Source organism: Thiomicrorhabdus arctica DSM 13458, from assembly GCF_000381085.1.
Taxonomy (GTDB): Bacteria; Pseudomonadota; Gammaproteobacteria; order Thiomicrospirales; family Thiomicrospiraceae; genus Thiomicrorhabdus; species Thiomicrorhabdus arctica.
In genome coordinates, this window is record NZ_KB905901.1 from 170,559 (window position 1) to 185,071 (window position 14,513).

The 14,513-nt window shown below is 43.2% G+C and carries 13 protein-coding genes, 1 tRNA gene and 1 other RNA gene; 10 read left to right on the forward strand and 5 right to left on the reverse strand.

The annotated features are described in order from the left end of the window. The 8 genes from F612_RS0110400 (at position 1) to recR (ending at position 7,066) form a co-directional block, all read left to right on the forward strand. Positions 1 to 897, forward strand: a complete 897-nt coding sequence (locus F612_RS0110400; RefSeq protein WP_019557712.1) for a type II secretion system F family protein — start codon at positions 1 to 3, stop codon at positions 895 to 897. Beyond that, a complete protein-coding gene (locus F612_RS0110405) occupies positions 897 to 1,553 on the forward strand; it encodes a tetratricopeptide repeat protein (protein WP_019557713.1) in 657 nt (218 codons plus the stop codon). The genes F612_RS0110400 and F612_RS0110405 overlap by 1 nt, the downstream gene beginning before the upstream one ends. Beyond that, a complete protein-coding gene (locus F612_RS0110410) occupies positions 1,554 to 2,957 on the forward strand; it encodes a hypothetical protein (protein ID WP_019557714.1) in 1,404 nt (467 codons plus the stop codon). A 94-nt stretch (positions 2,958 to 3,051) separates the two neighbouring features. Beyond that, positions 3,052 to 3,139 (forward strand) — tRNA-Ser (locus tag F612_RS0110415). A 34-nt stretch (positions 3,140 to 3,173) separates the two neighbouring features. Next, an RNA gene (gene ffs / locus F612_RS13155) (signal recognition particle sRNA small type) lies at positions 3,174 to 3,270 on the forward strand. A gap of 238 nt (positions 3,271 to 3,508) precedes the next feature. Next, positions 3,509 to 6,007: a DNA polymerase III subunit gamma/tau gene (dnaX, locus tag F612_RS13055; RefSeq protein WP_019557715.1), complete on the forward strand. Its 2,499-nt coding sequence runs from the start codon at positions 3,509 to 3,511 to the stop codon at positions 6,005 to 6,007. 88 nt (positions 6,008 to 6,095) lie between these two features. Then, entirely contained in the window at positions 6,096 to 6,425 is a 330-nt protein-coding gene (locus tag F612_RS0110425) for a YbaB/EbfC family nucleoid-associated protein (RefSeq protein WP_019557716.1), read from the forward strand. A 41-nt stretch (positions 6,426 to 6,466) separates the two neighbouring features. Beyond that, positions 6,467 to 7,066 carry a recombination mediator RecR gene (gene recR, locus F612_RS0110430; RefSeq protein WP_019557717.1) on the forward strand — a complete coding sequence of 200 codons (600 nt, stop codon included), beginning with the start codon at positions 6,467 to 6,469 and terminating at the stop codon, positions 7,064 to 7,066. A gap of 147 nt (positions 7,067 to 7,213) precedes the next feature. On the opposite strand, the gene argF is transcribed toward recR, so the two are convergent. Both argF and F612_RS0110440 read right to left on the reverse strand, forming a co-directional pair. Further along, positions 7,214 to 8,122 (reverse strand): ornithine carbamoyltransferase, encoded by a 909-nt coding sequence (gene argF / locus F612_RS0110435; RefSeq protein WP_019557718.1) that lies wholly within the window; start codon positions 8,120 to 8,122, stop codon positions 7,214 to 7,216. Positions 8,123 to 8,192: 70 nt separating this feature from the next. After that, complete coding sequence (locus F612_RS0110440) at positions 8,193 to 9,371, reverse strand: aspartate aminotransferase family protein (protein ID WP_019557719.1); 1,179 nt, start codon at positions 9,369 to 9,371, stop codon at positions 8,193 to 8,195. Between the two features lie 379 nt (positions 9,372 to 9,750). Here F612_RS0110440 and F612_RS0110445 point away from each other — a divergent pair, with 379 nt between their 5' ends. Together F612_RS0110445 and F612_RS0110450 are read left to right on the forward strand one after the other, a co-directional pair. Beyond that, positions 9,751 to 10,677 (forward strand): branched-chain amino acid transaminase, encoded by a 927-nt coding sequence (locus F612_RS0110445; protein WP_019557720.1) that lies wholly within the window; start codon positions 9,751 to 9,753, stop codon positions 10,675 to 10,677. Between the two features lie 28 nt (positions 10,678 to 10,705). Continuing rightward, the gene (locus F612_RS0110450; protein ID WP_019557721.1) at positions 10,706 to 10,912 is read left to right on the forward strand and encodes a zinc-finger domain-containing protein; all 207 of its coding nucleotides are present in this window, start codon (positions 10,706 to 10,708) and stop codon (positions 10,910 to 10,912) included. Positions 10,913 to 11,058: 146 nt separating this feature from the next. Here F612_RS0110450 and F612_RS0110455 read toward each other — a convergent pair whose 3' ends face one another. Genes F612_RS0110455 through F612_RS0110465 form a run of 3 tightly spaced genes read right to left on the reverse strand, consistent with a single transcriptional unit; the run spans position 11,059 to position 14,386 of the window. After that, positions 11,059 to 11,985, reverse strand: a complete 927-nt coding sequence (locus F612_RS0110455) for a lysophospholipid acyltransferase family protein (RefSeq protein WP_019557722.1) — start codon at positions 11,983 to 11,985, stop codon at positions 11,059 to 11,061. Beyond that, a complete protein-coding gene (gene msbA / locus F612_RS0110460) occupies positions 11,978 to 13,720 on the reverse strand; it encodes a lipid A export permease/ATP-binding protein MsbA (protein WP_019557723.1) in 1,743 nt (580 codons plus the stop codon). The genes F612_RS0110455 and msbA overlap by 8 nt, the downstream gene beginning before the upstream one ends. 3 nt (positions 13,721 to 13,723) lie before the next feature. Then, positions 13,724 to 14,386 (reverse strand): fused DSP-PTPase phosphatase/NAD kinase-like protein, encoded by a 663-nt coding sequence (locus tag F612_RS0110465; protein ID WP_019557724.1) that lies wholly within the window; start codon positions 14,384 to 14,386, stop codon positions 13,724 to 13,726. Between the last annotated feature and the right edge of the window lie 127 nt (positions 14,387 to 14,513).

The window sequence follows — 14,513 nt, forward strand, 5'->3', positions numbered from 1 at the left end:
ATGTCTTTTCCTTTTCTCTTATTAATGGTGGGCGGCTTAATATTTATGAGTGCATGGTTGTTGACGAATCGTGTACTGAAGGTACAGATAAAACAGCTTAACATAGAACGCATCAAGTCTAGAGTGGGGCTTTCCAGCCAGTATGTAAAACAATCCTCGAACTATAATCAGTGTTGGTGGTGCACGATTGGCCGCGCGATAGGGCCTGAAAGTCACAAAGAGATTAGTTTATTGCGGCGCCAACTGATCAGTGCAGGTTATCGTCAAGATAGTCATATTGGATCTTACTTTTTTATTAAGTATGCCTTGATTGTGAGCTCGATTCTCATCACCTCCTTAGCTTGGAGCTGGCAAGGAATCTCTCCTTTGTGGATTATTTCAGTACCCATTGTGTTTTTATTGTTGCCTGAACGCATACTAATTCACCTTGGTCAGCGTCGATTAGGTCTGATTAATCAGAACTTACCCGATTTTTTAGATATGTGTAATATCTGTATGAATGCCGGTTTGAGTTATTTGGTGGCACTCAAGCGTGTATCTCAAGAACTAAAAGAGGTACATCCAGAAATTTGCTATGAGTTTGAATATTTGTTGGATCAAATTCAATTAGGCGTGCCGCGTTCAGAGGCGTTACATCAGTTCGCAGAGCGTAACCCAACGAAGGATATTCAAACCTTAATACAAGTGTTGATTCAAAATGAAAAGTTGGGAAGTTCCATCAGTGCTGCGTTAAACGATTTTTCACGCCGCATGTACCAAACCAGGCAGGAGTTGTTAGAAGAGAAGGCCGCTAAAACCTCAGCAAAAATGGCGGTAGTGATTATGCCGTTTCTGATGGCGCCTTATCTTATTTTATTGTTAAGTGAAAAGTTTGTGCTGTTAGCACGGGGTATGTAATGTTTACACGAATTAAGAAAAGAAAGCAGAACAAAGTCAATAATTTTTTACGTGTGGCCATTCTACCAGGCCTGGTTGTTTTATTAGTGGGGTGTTCTTCTACCAAGACGAAGGTCGAAAATAACGTTGATTATTCAAAATATTCGCAACAAGATGCCCCCTTAGCAACGCAACTAAATGATCAAGACGAATATGAGTTTGCCCTGGATTTGGCCAGTTTGGCCATTGAACGTAAACAGTATTCTAGAGCGGAGGGGATTTTACATAAAGCCCGTAAGGTCAATCCTCAAGATGTCCGGATTTATCGCATGTTGGCTAAAGTTTATGAAGCTCAAGACAATAACAACTATGCCTTAGTGGCGATGCAACAAGCCAATAAGCAAGCAACCAAAACCGTAGAAGATGAATCGGAGTTGGGACGTTTGGCATTGATGCAGGATAAATTTGTTTTGGCAGAGAATATCTACAAGAGCTGGTTAACGTCTACTGACATGAGTCGTCAAGTCAGTGCTTTGAATAATTTAGGCTTCAGTGCACTTTTACAAAAGAAATATGTAAGTGCAAAAATCTATTTTGAACAAGCGTTACAAAAAGATCCTTTAAACACCAAAGCACGTAATAATTTACTGCTTTTAAAAAACTTGTCGGAGTCTTAAATGCGAACCAGTCAACGCCGCAAAATGCAACGTGGCGCAATTTCTTTGCTAGGCGCGGCCTCTATTGTCTTGTCTTTATTCTCATTTGAGCAGGTTTTGCAGTACACGAATGCCAAAATTCTGGATCGCGAATTAGACAATTACGCAAGAGATGTTGCAGCGGTGGCGTTGCGTTCTGAGTTGGCAATCACCATGGATGGGATTAAAAACGGGACAATGAGTGCGAATCAAACACGTCTTGTAACAGATGATTTATTGATGCAAGTCAAAATGTATACCTATACCGATAGCCTTCAACCCAATTCTAAAAACCTCACTAAAAGGATCACTTTCGGGAATTTAGCAAGCTCGGCAATTTGTGACTCCATAGATCCAACGATTAGACAAGGGTGTTTTATACCTTTAACACGTGATCAGTTTAATCCAAGATCCGCGAAAACCCCCATTGATTTTAGTGCGGTGGCCGTACAATTAAGGAGTACCGATAGTTTCTACTCCTACACACCTCAAGGAAGAGCGATCTATGGCATGCCACAAGCCAATACGCTTACCGATTCGGGTTGTTATTGTAAAAATCGGTATGCGACATGTCTGGATATGAATTTAACGGTAGCGGATTTGTCTTCTATGCCAAGTTCGGAGGCTGATGCCGTTATTATTAAGGGTTCGGATGCTAGAAAGAACTACTGTAATTACGGGTTTTCAGAGCCCAAAATCTCTAATTCAGTAGCGACTAAATATCCTTATATAAAATTTAATGATGCTTGGATTGGTAGACCGCCCGAAACGATCAACTTTTTTATGTTTTACTCTACAAGTTATGATGGAGAAGCATTTAATCTCATTTTAAACCAGAAACCTGTGAGTGTCTTAAATGGTGACGATCCATTAAAAAACACCTCCGGATTTGCAGCTTCGTTCAGTAGCTCTTACTGCTTCATTGGGTGTGGTTCGGCGGACCTTGCAGCTAAGGATCAAAGTTTGAGTGCCTTTGAAAAGTCAGACATATCACTCTCCACATCTCAGTCCGATTATCGATGTGAAAAACCTGGATTTTTTCTTTTTCCTACCACATATTCAAGTTGCGATAGTGCCTCGAATAGTAATGATGTGGTTTTAGAAGATAGCACCTATATCGGTTATCAAGGCACCTGTATCCCTTCGACAAATACAACAAATGTGGCTATGTCTCGTTGTTTATCTTACAACGATGGTTCTACATCACATTATGAAAGTTGCCTTGAAATCGAACGAAGAAGTTCAATTTCAATGAATTTCTTCCAACGGATGACCGCTTTTTTTCTAGGTCCTATTTTAAACTGGCAACGCTCTTATGAAGCTCTGAACTGCGAAATGCAACAGGTTCAATATAAAGGCTGGTTATTTTGGGGTGGTTGGATATAAATTTAAGGAAATCACCAGGCCTGGTTAATTCATCTGTTTGGTATTTGTGGCTAGACTTTAACGGGATTAGTCGCTATAATCCGCCCATCATTTCGGAGAGCTGTCTGAGTGGCCGAAAGAGCACGCTTGGAAAGCGTGTATAGGGTAACCTATCGAGGGTTCGAATCCCTCGCTCTCCACCAATATGGTTTAGAATGATTTCTATTATGGTGACTCTATTTGTCCCCTCGCGACGCTAAGTTGGGAACTCCGCCAGGTCCGGAAGGAAGCAACGGTACCTTCTGATGCGTGCGCCGAGGTAAGGCGGGTAGGGTTGCCACCCTCTATTTTTTATGTTCAAATTTATTGCGAATTTTTTGACATACTGTCAGTCCATTATTTATTCATTCTCTTCTACTCGATTTTGCGTTCAATGAATCGCATAACCGCCTAAATTGTTCTCAATTCATACGCTTTTCAAGTTAAAATAAATCTAATTTTTATACGTCTTTTATTGAATAATGTTCAATGAAACGTTCTGCAGCTATTGCGCCCTAAATAAGGTTTTATTGATGAGTTATACCGTTCTTGCCCGTAAGTGGCGTCCTAAAAAGTTTTCGGAATTGGTCGGGCAAACCCATGTCATGCAGGCCTTGGCAAACGCTCTGGATCAGCAACGACTTCATCATGCCTATTTGTTTACCGGCACACGAGGGGTGGGCAAAACGACTATCGCCCGTATCTTCTCGAAAGCCTTGAATTGTGAAGAAGGTATCTCTTCAACCCCTTGTGGGGTGTGTGATACCTGCCGTTCGATTGATGAAGGGCGTTTTATTGACCTAATCGAGGTCGATGCGGCTTCGAAAACCAAGGTTGATGATACGCGTGAGATTCTGGATAACGTGCAATTTGCCCCCACTCAAGGGCGCTATAAAGTCTATTTGATTGATGAAGTGCATATGCTGTCTAAAAGCAGTTTTAATGCCTTGTTAAAAACACTGGAAGAGCCACCTGAGCACGTTAAGTTTTTATTGGCGACGACTGATCCGCATAAGCTACCGATCACTGTATTGTCACGTTGCTTACAGTTCAACTTAATGCGCTTGACGCAATTGCAAATCCAAACCCATTTAGAATTCATTATGCAACAAGAAGGCTTGCCATTTGAAAGCAATGCCCTCGCTTTAATTGCCAAGGGGGCGGATGGTTCTGCTCGAGACGCCTTGAGTCTGTTAGACCAGGCGATCGCTTATGGTGCAGGTGAAGTTCTGTTTCAACCTGTGCAAACGATGTTGGGGTTGGTCGATCAGCAGTTTAGTTTGGCTATCTTGCAGGCTTTAGCGGCCAATGACCCTGTCTTGGTCAAGCAAGCGGTTCAACAGTTGGCGAGCATGGGGGTCGATTATCAGGCGTTGTTGTCTCAGCTCATCGAAACTCTGTATGCATTGTCTTATTATCAAGTGTTTGGAGATAATGCATCTTCTATGAGTGTGCCTGATGACATGCTTATATCACTTGCATCACAGATCGTTCCTGAAAGAGTTCAATTGTTGTATCAGATAGCGCTGTTGGCAAAACAGGACATGCAGCTTGCACCGGATATTCGCATTGGATTCGAAATGGCTTTGATTCGTATGTTAGCTTTTCAACCTGCGATTAGTGGCGTTGCAGCAGCGCCATCTGAAGACCGTGTAAATACACAACACTCTGCTACTCGTCCTCAGATGGCAACGGCAACAGAAGATTCTAATCCACAGGCACCTGTCATGTCAGAGGGGTCTGATGTGCAAAATGCATTAGCGGGTTTGGCTACGGCCCGTTCATTAGTCGGCAAAAAAGTCGTTCCACGCACAGATTTTATTAAAGAGGAACAAACCACTGATTATGTCGACCAGCCTTCTTTAACAGCAAAAATTCAGGATGAGCAAGTTTCGGTAGAAGCCTCTCCAACCGTTCCGAGTGTTGAAGATCCGTCGGGTGGCATGGTGATTTCGGCGCAGGAATTTAATCCGTCAGTGGATATGTCTCCTACACAGGGTTCTATCGAAAACCCAGGGCATTGGGAGCAAGAGGGTCCCAATCAAATGGATGAACAATACCCGGAAGGTTTTTTTGGTGAGCCAGTTGTTTCGCAAAGTGGAGAGAGGTTGGCGGATCCAATTGTTCCTAGTGCGACACAGGTGCCCGATATGTCATCGGAACCGCTCTCCAATATGTCCAATGGCCGTTCTCAGATGTCTAGCTCTGACCACCTCGCTAAAATTAAAGAGAGGTTGAAACAGCCTCTGGGAAAGTCAAATAAAGCAACATCAGATCCGGCCGAATTTAACCAGGACAGTGTTGCTGACACGCACAAAATTAGAGACCCATTTAATGAACAGGGGCCTGAACACTCAATGTCCACTGGGAGCAATCTAGTTCAACCGCTTCTCAAAGAAAACCTGTCTCAATCAAGTGGTTTATCGGAAAGTTCGCCTGCCCAGAATGCACTGCATCAGTTACAGGCGATGCAGCATTCGTCGACTGAGGCCGTCGCTACAACGTTGCCTGTGGTTGAAGGTGGCCAGGGAGCTGCAATCAATACTCAGCAAGCTTGGAACGAACCGAACGAAACTCAAATGGAGCCCGAGTCAATATCCTCAGAGATTTTAGTAGATGAACCTGCTGAAGCGTTCGCAGAGATTTATTACACTTCGAATATTGAAAACTGGTTAGAAATTATTAAACAACTCTCCTTAAAGGGGATGGCAGCAGAAATTGCACGTAATTCAGTATTGGTTGAATTTTCAGAGTTCTATATGGCGGTGAGTATCGATCCGACACAAAATTACTCAAATCAAGATACCGCATTGGCTCAGTTTTCGGAGGCGGTCAAAGCGCGTTTTGATGAAACGATGGTGTTAGAATTTGTAACGGTTAGCGAGCATTTTACGCCCGCTAAACAAGCGCAGCAGTTGACGGCTAATAAACAGGCTCAAGCGGTACAGTCGATTGGTGAAGATGTGCTGGTAAAGACTTTTAGCCAACAGTTAGATATGCACGTTATCCCAGAGAGTATTCAACCTGTTTAAGTTCGTCTTTACTCAGCTTAAAACCTGCGTTATATTCAAACGCATAAACAGTAAAATTAATCGTCTTGTATGACAAAAGGAAAGAGTTATGTTTAGTGGTAAAGGTGGTCTTGGTAATTTAATGAAGCAAGCGCAAGATATGCAAAAGAATATGCAAGCTGCGCAAGAAGAAGTCGCCAATATGGAAGTGGAAGGTGAATCGGGTGGCGGCATGGTTAAAGTCGTCATGACGGGTAAACATGAGCTGATCAAGGTCGGGATTGATGAGAGTCTGATGGACGATAAAGAGATGTTGGAAGACTTAGTTGCCGCTGCTGTTAATAGCGCCGCACGTCGAGTTGATGAACTCTCAAAAGATAAAATGAGTGGTCTAACCGAAGGCATGGATCTGCCTGCCGGTATGAAGATGCCTTTTTAATTGTTCTCTCCAAGCCTTAAATCTATGCAGGTCGATCATTCGTGAAAAGTCCGTTAATTGAAGAGTTGATCACTGCATTTCGAGTGCTGCCTGGCGTAGGACCTAAATCGGCTCAACGCATGGCTTACCACCTATTGGAACGCAATAAAAAAGGCGGTCAGCAACTTGCAACCGTTTTGCATAGAGCCGTAGAGGAGATCGGGAATTGCATTTTATGCCGGACGCTGACGGAACAAGAAACGTGCAGTATTTGTGCTTCAAACAGTCGAAGAGCTTCAGAGTTGTGTATTGTAGAAAGCCCGTCCGATATTTCTGTCATCGAGCAGTCCGGTATTTTTACAGGCAAGTATTTTGTTTTAATGGGACATTTATCGCCAATTGATGGAATCGGTCCTGAGCAATTGGGTTTGGATCTGCTGGAAAAACGCTTGGCAATAGAAACGATTGAAGAGGTTATTTTAGCAACCAATCCTACGGTTGAAGGAGAGGCGACAGCACACTATATTCAACAGATGGCCCGTGCCCATAGTATTAAGGTGTCACGCTTAGCGCAAGGGATTCCATTGGGGGGTGAGTTGGAGTATTTAGACAGTGGTACCTTGTCACAAGCTTTCTTAGCCCGGAATCTAATGGATTTTTGAGTGACTGTCTTCCGTTTGTAAAATGACCAGGCCTGGTCGGAATGGATATTTAGATTGTTGATAACATGTTTGACACATCTATTAAAACACCCATAAAAAACCCCGCAATTGCGGGGTTTTTTATGGGTGCAAGCAAGCTATAGAAATCTATATTTTAGACATCAAAAACTCTAGTAAGGCTTTCTGCGCATGCAGTCTGTTTTCGGCTTCATCCCAAACGACACTATCTTTAGCATCGATCACTTCAGCAGAGACTTCTTCACCACGATGGGCGGGTAGGCAGTGCATGAAAAGGGCGTCTGGGTTGGCCTTTTGCATGATTTGCGCAGTCACTTGGTAGTCAGCGAATGCTCTCTCACGTAGTTTCTGCTCTTCCTCTTGACCCATGCTCGCCCACACATCAGTGGCAATCAAGTCAGAGTTTTCAGCGGCGTCAAATGCATTACGAACGATTTCAACACGACCTTTATGCAGGTTAACTAAATCCATATTAGGATCGTAACCTTCAGGGCAAGCAATCCGTAAATTAAAATCGTATTGCACAGCGGCATTGATATAAGAGTTACACATGTTATTGCCATCTCCTACCCAAGTCACGGTTTTGCCTTGAATACTGCCGCGGTGTTCTTGAAAGGTCTGCATGTCTGCCAGTAATTGGCAAGGATGGAAATCATCGGTAAGCGCGTTGATAACGGGTACTGTAGCGTGTTTGGCAAACGTCTCAACAATATCATGGCCAAAGGTTCGAATCATAATGCCATCAACCATGCTTGAGATAACGCGCGCACTGTCTTCGATAGGCTCACCACGTCCAAGTTGGGTATCATTAGAAGATAAGAAAAGTGCATGCCCCCCCAGTTGTGTCATGCCCGCTTCAAAAGAGATGCGAGTACGGGTCGATGATTTCTCAAAAATCATCGCAAGGGTCTGGTTGCTAAGCGGTTCAAAGATCTCGCCTGCTTTTCGCATTTTTTTTAACTCAATACCACGTTGCATAATTTGCTGCAGTTCAGCGGGTGTTAAGTCATTTAATGTTAAAAAGTGTCTAACAGTCATAGGTTCGGTCTTTTATTGGTTTGTATAACGCTTGGTCGTCTCGAGCGTTGCACGGTTAAAATGAATGGGTTCAATCCGTTATCGATAGAAAGTCGATAATCAGTTGTGAGAGCTTAGTGACGAGTTCGTCTGTTTGTTGTTGGCTCATTACAAAACTCGGTAGTAAACGTACCGTATCACCACGTGTTACGTTAATCAGCAAGCCTCTTTCTAGAGCCATTTTGACCAGTTCAGCACAGGGACGGTCAAGTTGAATGCCGATCATATAGCCTTGGCCACGAATGGAAGAAATGCCAGGTTGCTGTGTCAACGCCGATTTGAATTGGTTAAGCAGTAATGCACCCTTTTTGGCAATCGCAGGGATATAATTGTGTGTTTTGAGCACTTCGATTACCGCTAGACCTACCGCGCAGGCTAGAGGGTTACCGCCAAAAGTGGTGCCGTGATTGCCTGGAGCTAAAACATCTGTTGCTTTATTGTTGGCGATGCATGCGCCAATTGGCACGCCATTGCCAAGTGCTTTGGCGAGAGTTAAAACATCCGGCGTGATGTTTTCATGCTGAAATGCAAACCATTGGCCAGTACGACCCATTCCGGTTTGAATCTCATCTATCATCAGTAACCAGTTATTCGCATCACAGATTTTTCTGAGAGCCTTCAAATAGCCTTTTTGTGGCACATATACACCACCTTCGCCTTGAATCGGTTCGACTAAAATGGCCACAATGTCACGGTTGTCCGAAAGCGCTTCCACGGCCGCTACGTTATCAAAGGGTACACGTGTGAATCCGCCAACTAAGGGTTGAAAACCTTCGTGTACTTTCGGGTTACCTGTGGCAGAAAGCGTGGCCATGGTTCGACCATGAAAGCTGTTTTCCATCACGACAATCGTTGGGTTTGTTATGCCTTGTTGATGGCCGAATTTTTTAGCAATTTTTATGGCAGCTTCATTGGCTTCGGCACCAGAGTTACAGAAAAACACCTGTTCCATACCTGAGAGTTCAATCAATTGGTCCGCTAACATCTGTTGCTTCTTAATATGGTACAGGTTTGAGGTGTGAATCAGTTGCTGACTCTGTTTACAAATCGCTTCAGAAATAAACGGGTGAGCATGCCCTAAGCTGGTCACGGCAATACCACTGATGGCGTCTAAATACATTTTACCTTCACTGTCTTGCAAGGTCGCGCCATCGCCTTTTTCAAAGGTGACGGGTAATCTAGCATAGGTATTCATAATGTGGTTTGACATACTCGTTCTTTCCTATCACGCCTGTGGCGCAAACTAATAACACGATGCTTATAAACAAAAAAAGCAACCGATGAGTTGAGTATTTTTAAATCATCTTAATTGTAAATCAACAAGTAAGACTTAAAAATGCCACCCAGTGCAGTTGCTTTTTTGAATGCAAGACATCCAAAGAAGTGATTTTAGCGAAACAGCAGAAAATATCAAGCAATTTCCTTATTTAGAGTTAAGGCGCAATGGAATTGAGGGCTGTTTTTAGCTTTATTGATCGATTATTGGGGTTAAAATGAGTTTTAATGTGATTAAAGCTTGGATTAAAGGGAGGAGTTTAGGATAAAATATCTCCTTTATGTTTTATGAATAGATTTGTGGAGTAGTTTTAATGCAAACGATGGATGATAGAGACGGCGTAATCTGGTTGGATGGTGAGATGATTCCTTGGCGTGAAGCAAAGGTTCACGTGTTAACCCATACATTGCATTACGGGATGGGTGTGTTTGAAGGTGTTCGTGCCTATGAAGCCGAGCAAGGCCCGTCCATCTTTCGTTTAGATGCGCATACCAAGCGTCTGACTAACTCTGCTAAAATCATGAATATGGCTATGCCCTATGACAAAGCCACTTTGGATGCCGCACAGTGCGCGGTGGTTCGTGAAAATAATTTAAAATCGGCTTATATCCGTCCGATGGCATTTTATGGCTCAGAAGGTATGGGACTGCGTGCGGACAACTTAAAAACTCACGTGATGGTTGCCGCTTGGGAGTGGGGCGCATATATGGGAGAGGAAAACTTAACACGTGGCATTAAAATTGCGACCTCTTCATATACACGCCATCATGTGAATATCACCATGACTAAGGCCAAGTCGAACGGATCTTACATGAACTCAATGCTGGCTCTGCAAGAGGCCGTAAGCCACGGTTGTGATGAAGCCTTGTTGTTGGATGTAGATGGTTATGTTGCTGAAGGTTCGGGCGAAAACTTTTTTATGGTCACGGATGGGGTACTTTATACGCCTGAGCTAACCTGCTGCTTGGATGGGATTACCCGTAAAACCATTATGACAATGGCCAAAGAAATTGGTCTTGAAGTGATTGAAAAACGTATTACGCGTGATGAAGTCTATATCGCAGACGAAGCATTCTTTACTGGAACAGCCGCCGAAGTGATGCCGATTCGTGAATTGGACAATCGTCCGATTGGCACTGGTTCACGTGGTCCAATTACTGAAAAGCTACAAACTATGTACTTTGACATCGTCCATGGTCGTTCACCAGCACATATGGATTGGTTAACGACCGTCGCTTAATACGTTTAGAAGAAAGAAGGAAAGTGTTATGAGCGAAAACTCAACGAATTCAAAAATGCATTATGAAGTGACTTATGCCGATTTACCACTGCATTGTCCTACACCTGATATGAGTCAGTGGAACTCACATCCAAAGGTGTTTTTACCGATTGAAAAAACCGGTGAAGCTAAGTGCCCATACTGTGGTGCGGAGTATACCTTAAAAGATTTTGATCCTAGTCAATCTGGACACTGATTTTAACCTGACCAGGCCTGGTTGATTTTTAGATGGTTTAGAATTAAGTACAGGCAATAAAAAAGCCACTTTAAATACGTTTAAAGTGGCTTTTTTATGGATGCTTGAAACGTTCATTCAAGATGGCTGTCCTGCGCAGTTTATCGTCAATATTCTTCCAAATTCCATCGGTTATGTACCCACAAATATTGACTTGGATTGCGACGAATTTCCATTTCATATAAATGGTGTAGACGTAAGGTGTCTTCGGCATCATCTCCAGATGGAAAGTTTTGTAACGCGGGTAAGAATTCGACTTCATATTGATGATTAGGCAACCGACGGGTGAAGGTTGGTACCACGGCACATCCAGTCAGCTTAGCTATTTTTGAAGTCGCCGGATTGCTTTTGGTGGTGTGTCCAAAAAAATCCACTTCGACATGACCCTTGGCGCGATAGCGTTGGTCTGGCAAAAACGTCATACTTTTACCTGCGCGTAAAACTTTTAGCATCAAACGTGTATTGGCATTAGAGACGGGCTCTACTTTTTGACCATCACTAAACTCAATTGAGCGACCTTTGGCGACCAAATAATCCATTAAAGGATTGTCATGCGGGCGATAAACCGCGTGGTAATTAGTCAAAAAAGAGACAAATAGACCCGTTAGTTCCAGGGTAGTGAAGTGTGGTGCAAGAATCAGTACGCCTTTGCCTTGTTGCTGGGCTTGCTGAAGGTTTTCCTCACCGATAAAGTTCACCATTTCTCTTTCACATGCGTTTGCATGGTTTTTCTTATGATCTCCCCACCAAACGATTGTCATTTCCATTAGGCTGATACCCAGTGATTCAAAGTGTGACTCAAGGATAGTTTGTTGCTCGAGGGGTGTTTTTTCAGGAAAGCATAGGCGAATATTGGCCAACGCCAAACGACGACGTTTTGATGAAAGTTTATATAAAAGACGGCCGAGAAATTTGCCGACAGGGAATTTCCACTGATAAGGCAGGTGACCGAGTAGCTTAAGTAGGCCTATTCCCAGCCATATTCCCCAGTATTTAGGGTGTCTAAAGCTCGATTTTGTCACAGTTTTAGGCATCGATATCATGTCCTAATTGGTACAATTTAGCATAGAAACCTCGACTCTCAATGAGTGTCTGGTGAGAGCCGAGTTCGATCAACTTTCCTTGATCTAATACGGCAATCTGATCCGCATTTTCAATGGTACTTAGGCGGTGTGCAATGATAATAACCGTTCTATTTTGCCTTAGATTATCCATGGCACTCTGAATCATTTTCTCACTTTGGTTGTCCAGAGCAGAAGTGGCTTCATCAAAGATTAAAATAGGGGCGTTTTTCAAAAAAGCGCGCGCGATTGCTAACCGTTGACGTTGCCCGCCTGAAAGTTGGTTGCCGTTTTCTCCAATATTCGTATCGAGGCCTTGGGGGAGTTTTTCAATAAACTCCCAAGCGTAAGCGGCTTTCGCGGCGGCCATGATCTTTGTATGACTCACATTGTTTAGCCCGTAAGCGATATTAGCGGCCACCGTGTCATCGAACAAGGTCACTTTTTGACTCACTAATGCGATCTGTTGCCTCAAAAAAACTCGATCTAGGGCTTGGATATTTTCGCCATCAAGTCTGATTTGACCTGAGGTAGGATCATAAAATCGAGCAATCAGGTTCACCAGGGTAGATTTTCCACTGCCTGATTGACCGACTAAAGCCGTCGTCTGACCTGCTGGGATTTTAAGGTTCAAATTTACCAGAGCTCGGTCTTGGCTGTTTGGATAATTAAAATCAACGTTTTCAAACTCTAGTTCACCGTGTAATTTCGTTAAGATTTTTTGGCCGTTATTCGGTTCGTCAGGTTGATCAAGTAGTTCAAAGATGCTTTCAGACGCCGCCATGCCTTTTTGGATGACTTCATTGACGCTAGTCAGGCGTCGAATCGGCTCAAACACTAGCGCCATTGCCGTAATGTAGGCGAGTAATTCGCCGGTTGTGAATTGATTTTCGGCTGACATTTGTAACGCAATATAAACAATCCCCGCTAAGGCGATAGCCGCTAAAATTTGGACCAAAGGAACATTTAGTGCAGACACCTTAGTGACTTTCATCGTGTTATTAAGCAGTTCTGTTGCGCTGAACTGAAAACGATTCTGCTCATATTGTTCCGCACCATAGACCTTTATGTCTTGATGGGCTGTAAGGCTCTCCTCCAGACGTTGAGTAAGTTGTCCCATATTCGATTGCATGGCTTTACTGGAATGGCGCATCAACTTACTGGCTTTGTCGATAATCCAGGCCACGACAGGTCCAATCAAAAATAATATAAGCGTGAGTTGCCAGGAGATATAGAGTAAATACGTAAGGAGAGCAAAAACAGTCAAAGTATCACGGATTAAAGTTACCCAAGCAGTAGAGAGCGCATTACTGGCTTGCGGTACGTCATAGGTGATTTTAGACATAAGTTTTCCAGTGCTATAGCTCTGAAATACATCAAACGGTAGGTGTTGCATTTTATGGTACATGTCTTTACGAATGGCAAGGATAGCCTTTTCAGCGATCCATTGGCTGAAGACCTTACTGAAATATTCGGCAATGCCCTTAACGATAAAGACGCCAGCCAACAGTAAGGGTATCAATACAAAAGAATCGGGGTTTTTGGCAATCAAGCTTTCATCAACCAGTTCTTTTAAGACCATCGCCGTTGCCGGTTCCATAGCTGCAATAACAAGGATGGCAAACAGTGTAATGGCAATCATGCCCTTGTAAGGCGTGATATAGGTTAACAACCGGCGGTAGAGTGATAAAGTCGCACGATCCAGCATGAGTTACTCTCTTCTTAGGATTTTATTAACCACGATGTTGGCCCAGCCAGCACTTTGGAACTGCGCATCCAGTGCGGCTCTGTCATAGTGGTTGTTGACCCATTCTAAAAATGATATGTCAGGGTGCTGCTCTTGAAATGCGAGGAAGTTGTCAAAGAAGTAGTCTAGTTTTCCGGTTTCTGCCCAGCGAAAGTGGCCATATTTCATGCTCAGTTGTTTTAAAGAATCTTCAATGGTTTTATGCTGAATAAAGTGTGCATAAAATACACTCATTAGGCCCGCTCTATCCGCACCAGATTTGCAGTGTATCAATATGGGGTATTCAGCTGATTCAAGCGTTTCTTTTGCTTTTAAAATATTGTCAACTTCAGGTAGGCTTCTAGAGGACATAGGAAGGTTGATGAGGGTGATTCCCGACAGCATACAAGCTTCCTTTTCAAGTAAGTATTGCCCTGTAGTGTCAGCGCGTCGCATACTGATAATCGTTTTAATCCCCAGGTTTTTGTGTATCTTTTTAATGAAACCTGGAGAAGGGTGGTTGCTGCGATACGCATCGCCAGAGATAGCATAAAAATTTCTGAATAATACCCGTAAAATTTCATGGTCTATAAACCACGCTTCTAGATGCGATTTAAATCTGCCCCAATTAGTTTGTAGATGAGCCATGAAGTTCCTTTTGATGTCGCATAATTAAGGAGCTATTTTAACCTTTTAACGTGATGAAATGATAGAATTGGGCTCTCAATTTAATGTCTGTTTTAGCACTTATTGTAAAGGCTTGAATTGTCAGTTC

Excerpts from the sequence above, each read along its gene's own strand:
- F612_RS0110440 (WP_019557719.1), bottom strand. The coding sequence starts at position 9,371 with ATGTCAAACCACATTATGAATACCTATGCTAGATTACCCGTCACCTTT.
- F612_RS0110465 (WP_019557724.1), bottom strand. The coding sequence starts at position 14,386 with ATGGCTCATCTACAAACTAATTGGGGCAGATTTAAATCGCATCTAGAA.
- F612_RS0110410 (WP_019557714.1), top strand. The coding sequence starts at position 1,554 with ATGCGAACCAGTCAACGCCGCAAAATGCAACGTGGCGCAATTTCTTTG.
- F612_RS0110445 (WP_019557720.1), top strand. The coding sequence starts at position 9,751 with ATGCAAACGATGGATGATAGAGACGGCGTAATCTGGTTGGATGGTGAG.
- dnaX (WP_019557715.1), top strand. The coding sequence starts at position 3,509 with ATGAGTTATACCGTTCTTGCCCGTAAGTGGCGTCCTAAAAAGTTTTCG.
- F612_RS0110405 (WP_019557713.1), top strand. The coding sequence starts at position 897 with ATGTTTACACGAATTAAGAAAAGAAAGCAGAACAAAGTCAATAATTTT.
- F612_RS0110455 (WP_019557722.1), bottom strand. The coding sequence starts at position 11,985 with ATGCCTAAAACTGTGACAAAATCGAGCTTTAGACACCCTAAATACTGG.
- F612_RS0110450 (WP_019557721.1), top strand. The coding sequence starts at position 10,706 with ATGAGCGAAAACTCAACGAATTCAAAAATGCATTATGAAGTGACTTAT.
- F612_RS0110400 (WP_019557712.1), top strand. The coding sequence starts at position 1 with ATGTCTTTTCCTTTTCTCTTATTAATGGTGGGCGGCTTAATATTTATG.
- msbA (WP_019557723.1), bottom strand. The coding sequence starts at position 13,720 with ATGCTGGATCGTGCGACTTTATCACTCTACCGCCGGTTGTTAACCTAT.
- F612_RS0110425 (WP_019557716.1), top strand. The coding sequence starts at position 6,096 with ATGTTTAGTGGTAAAGGTGGTCTTGGTAATTTAATGAAGCAAGCGCAA.
- argF (WP_019557718.1), bottom strand. The coding sequence starts at position 8,122 with ATGACTGTTAGACACTTTTTAACATTAAATGACTTAACACCCGCTGAA.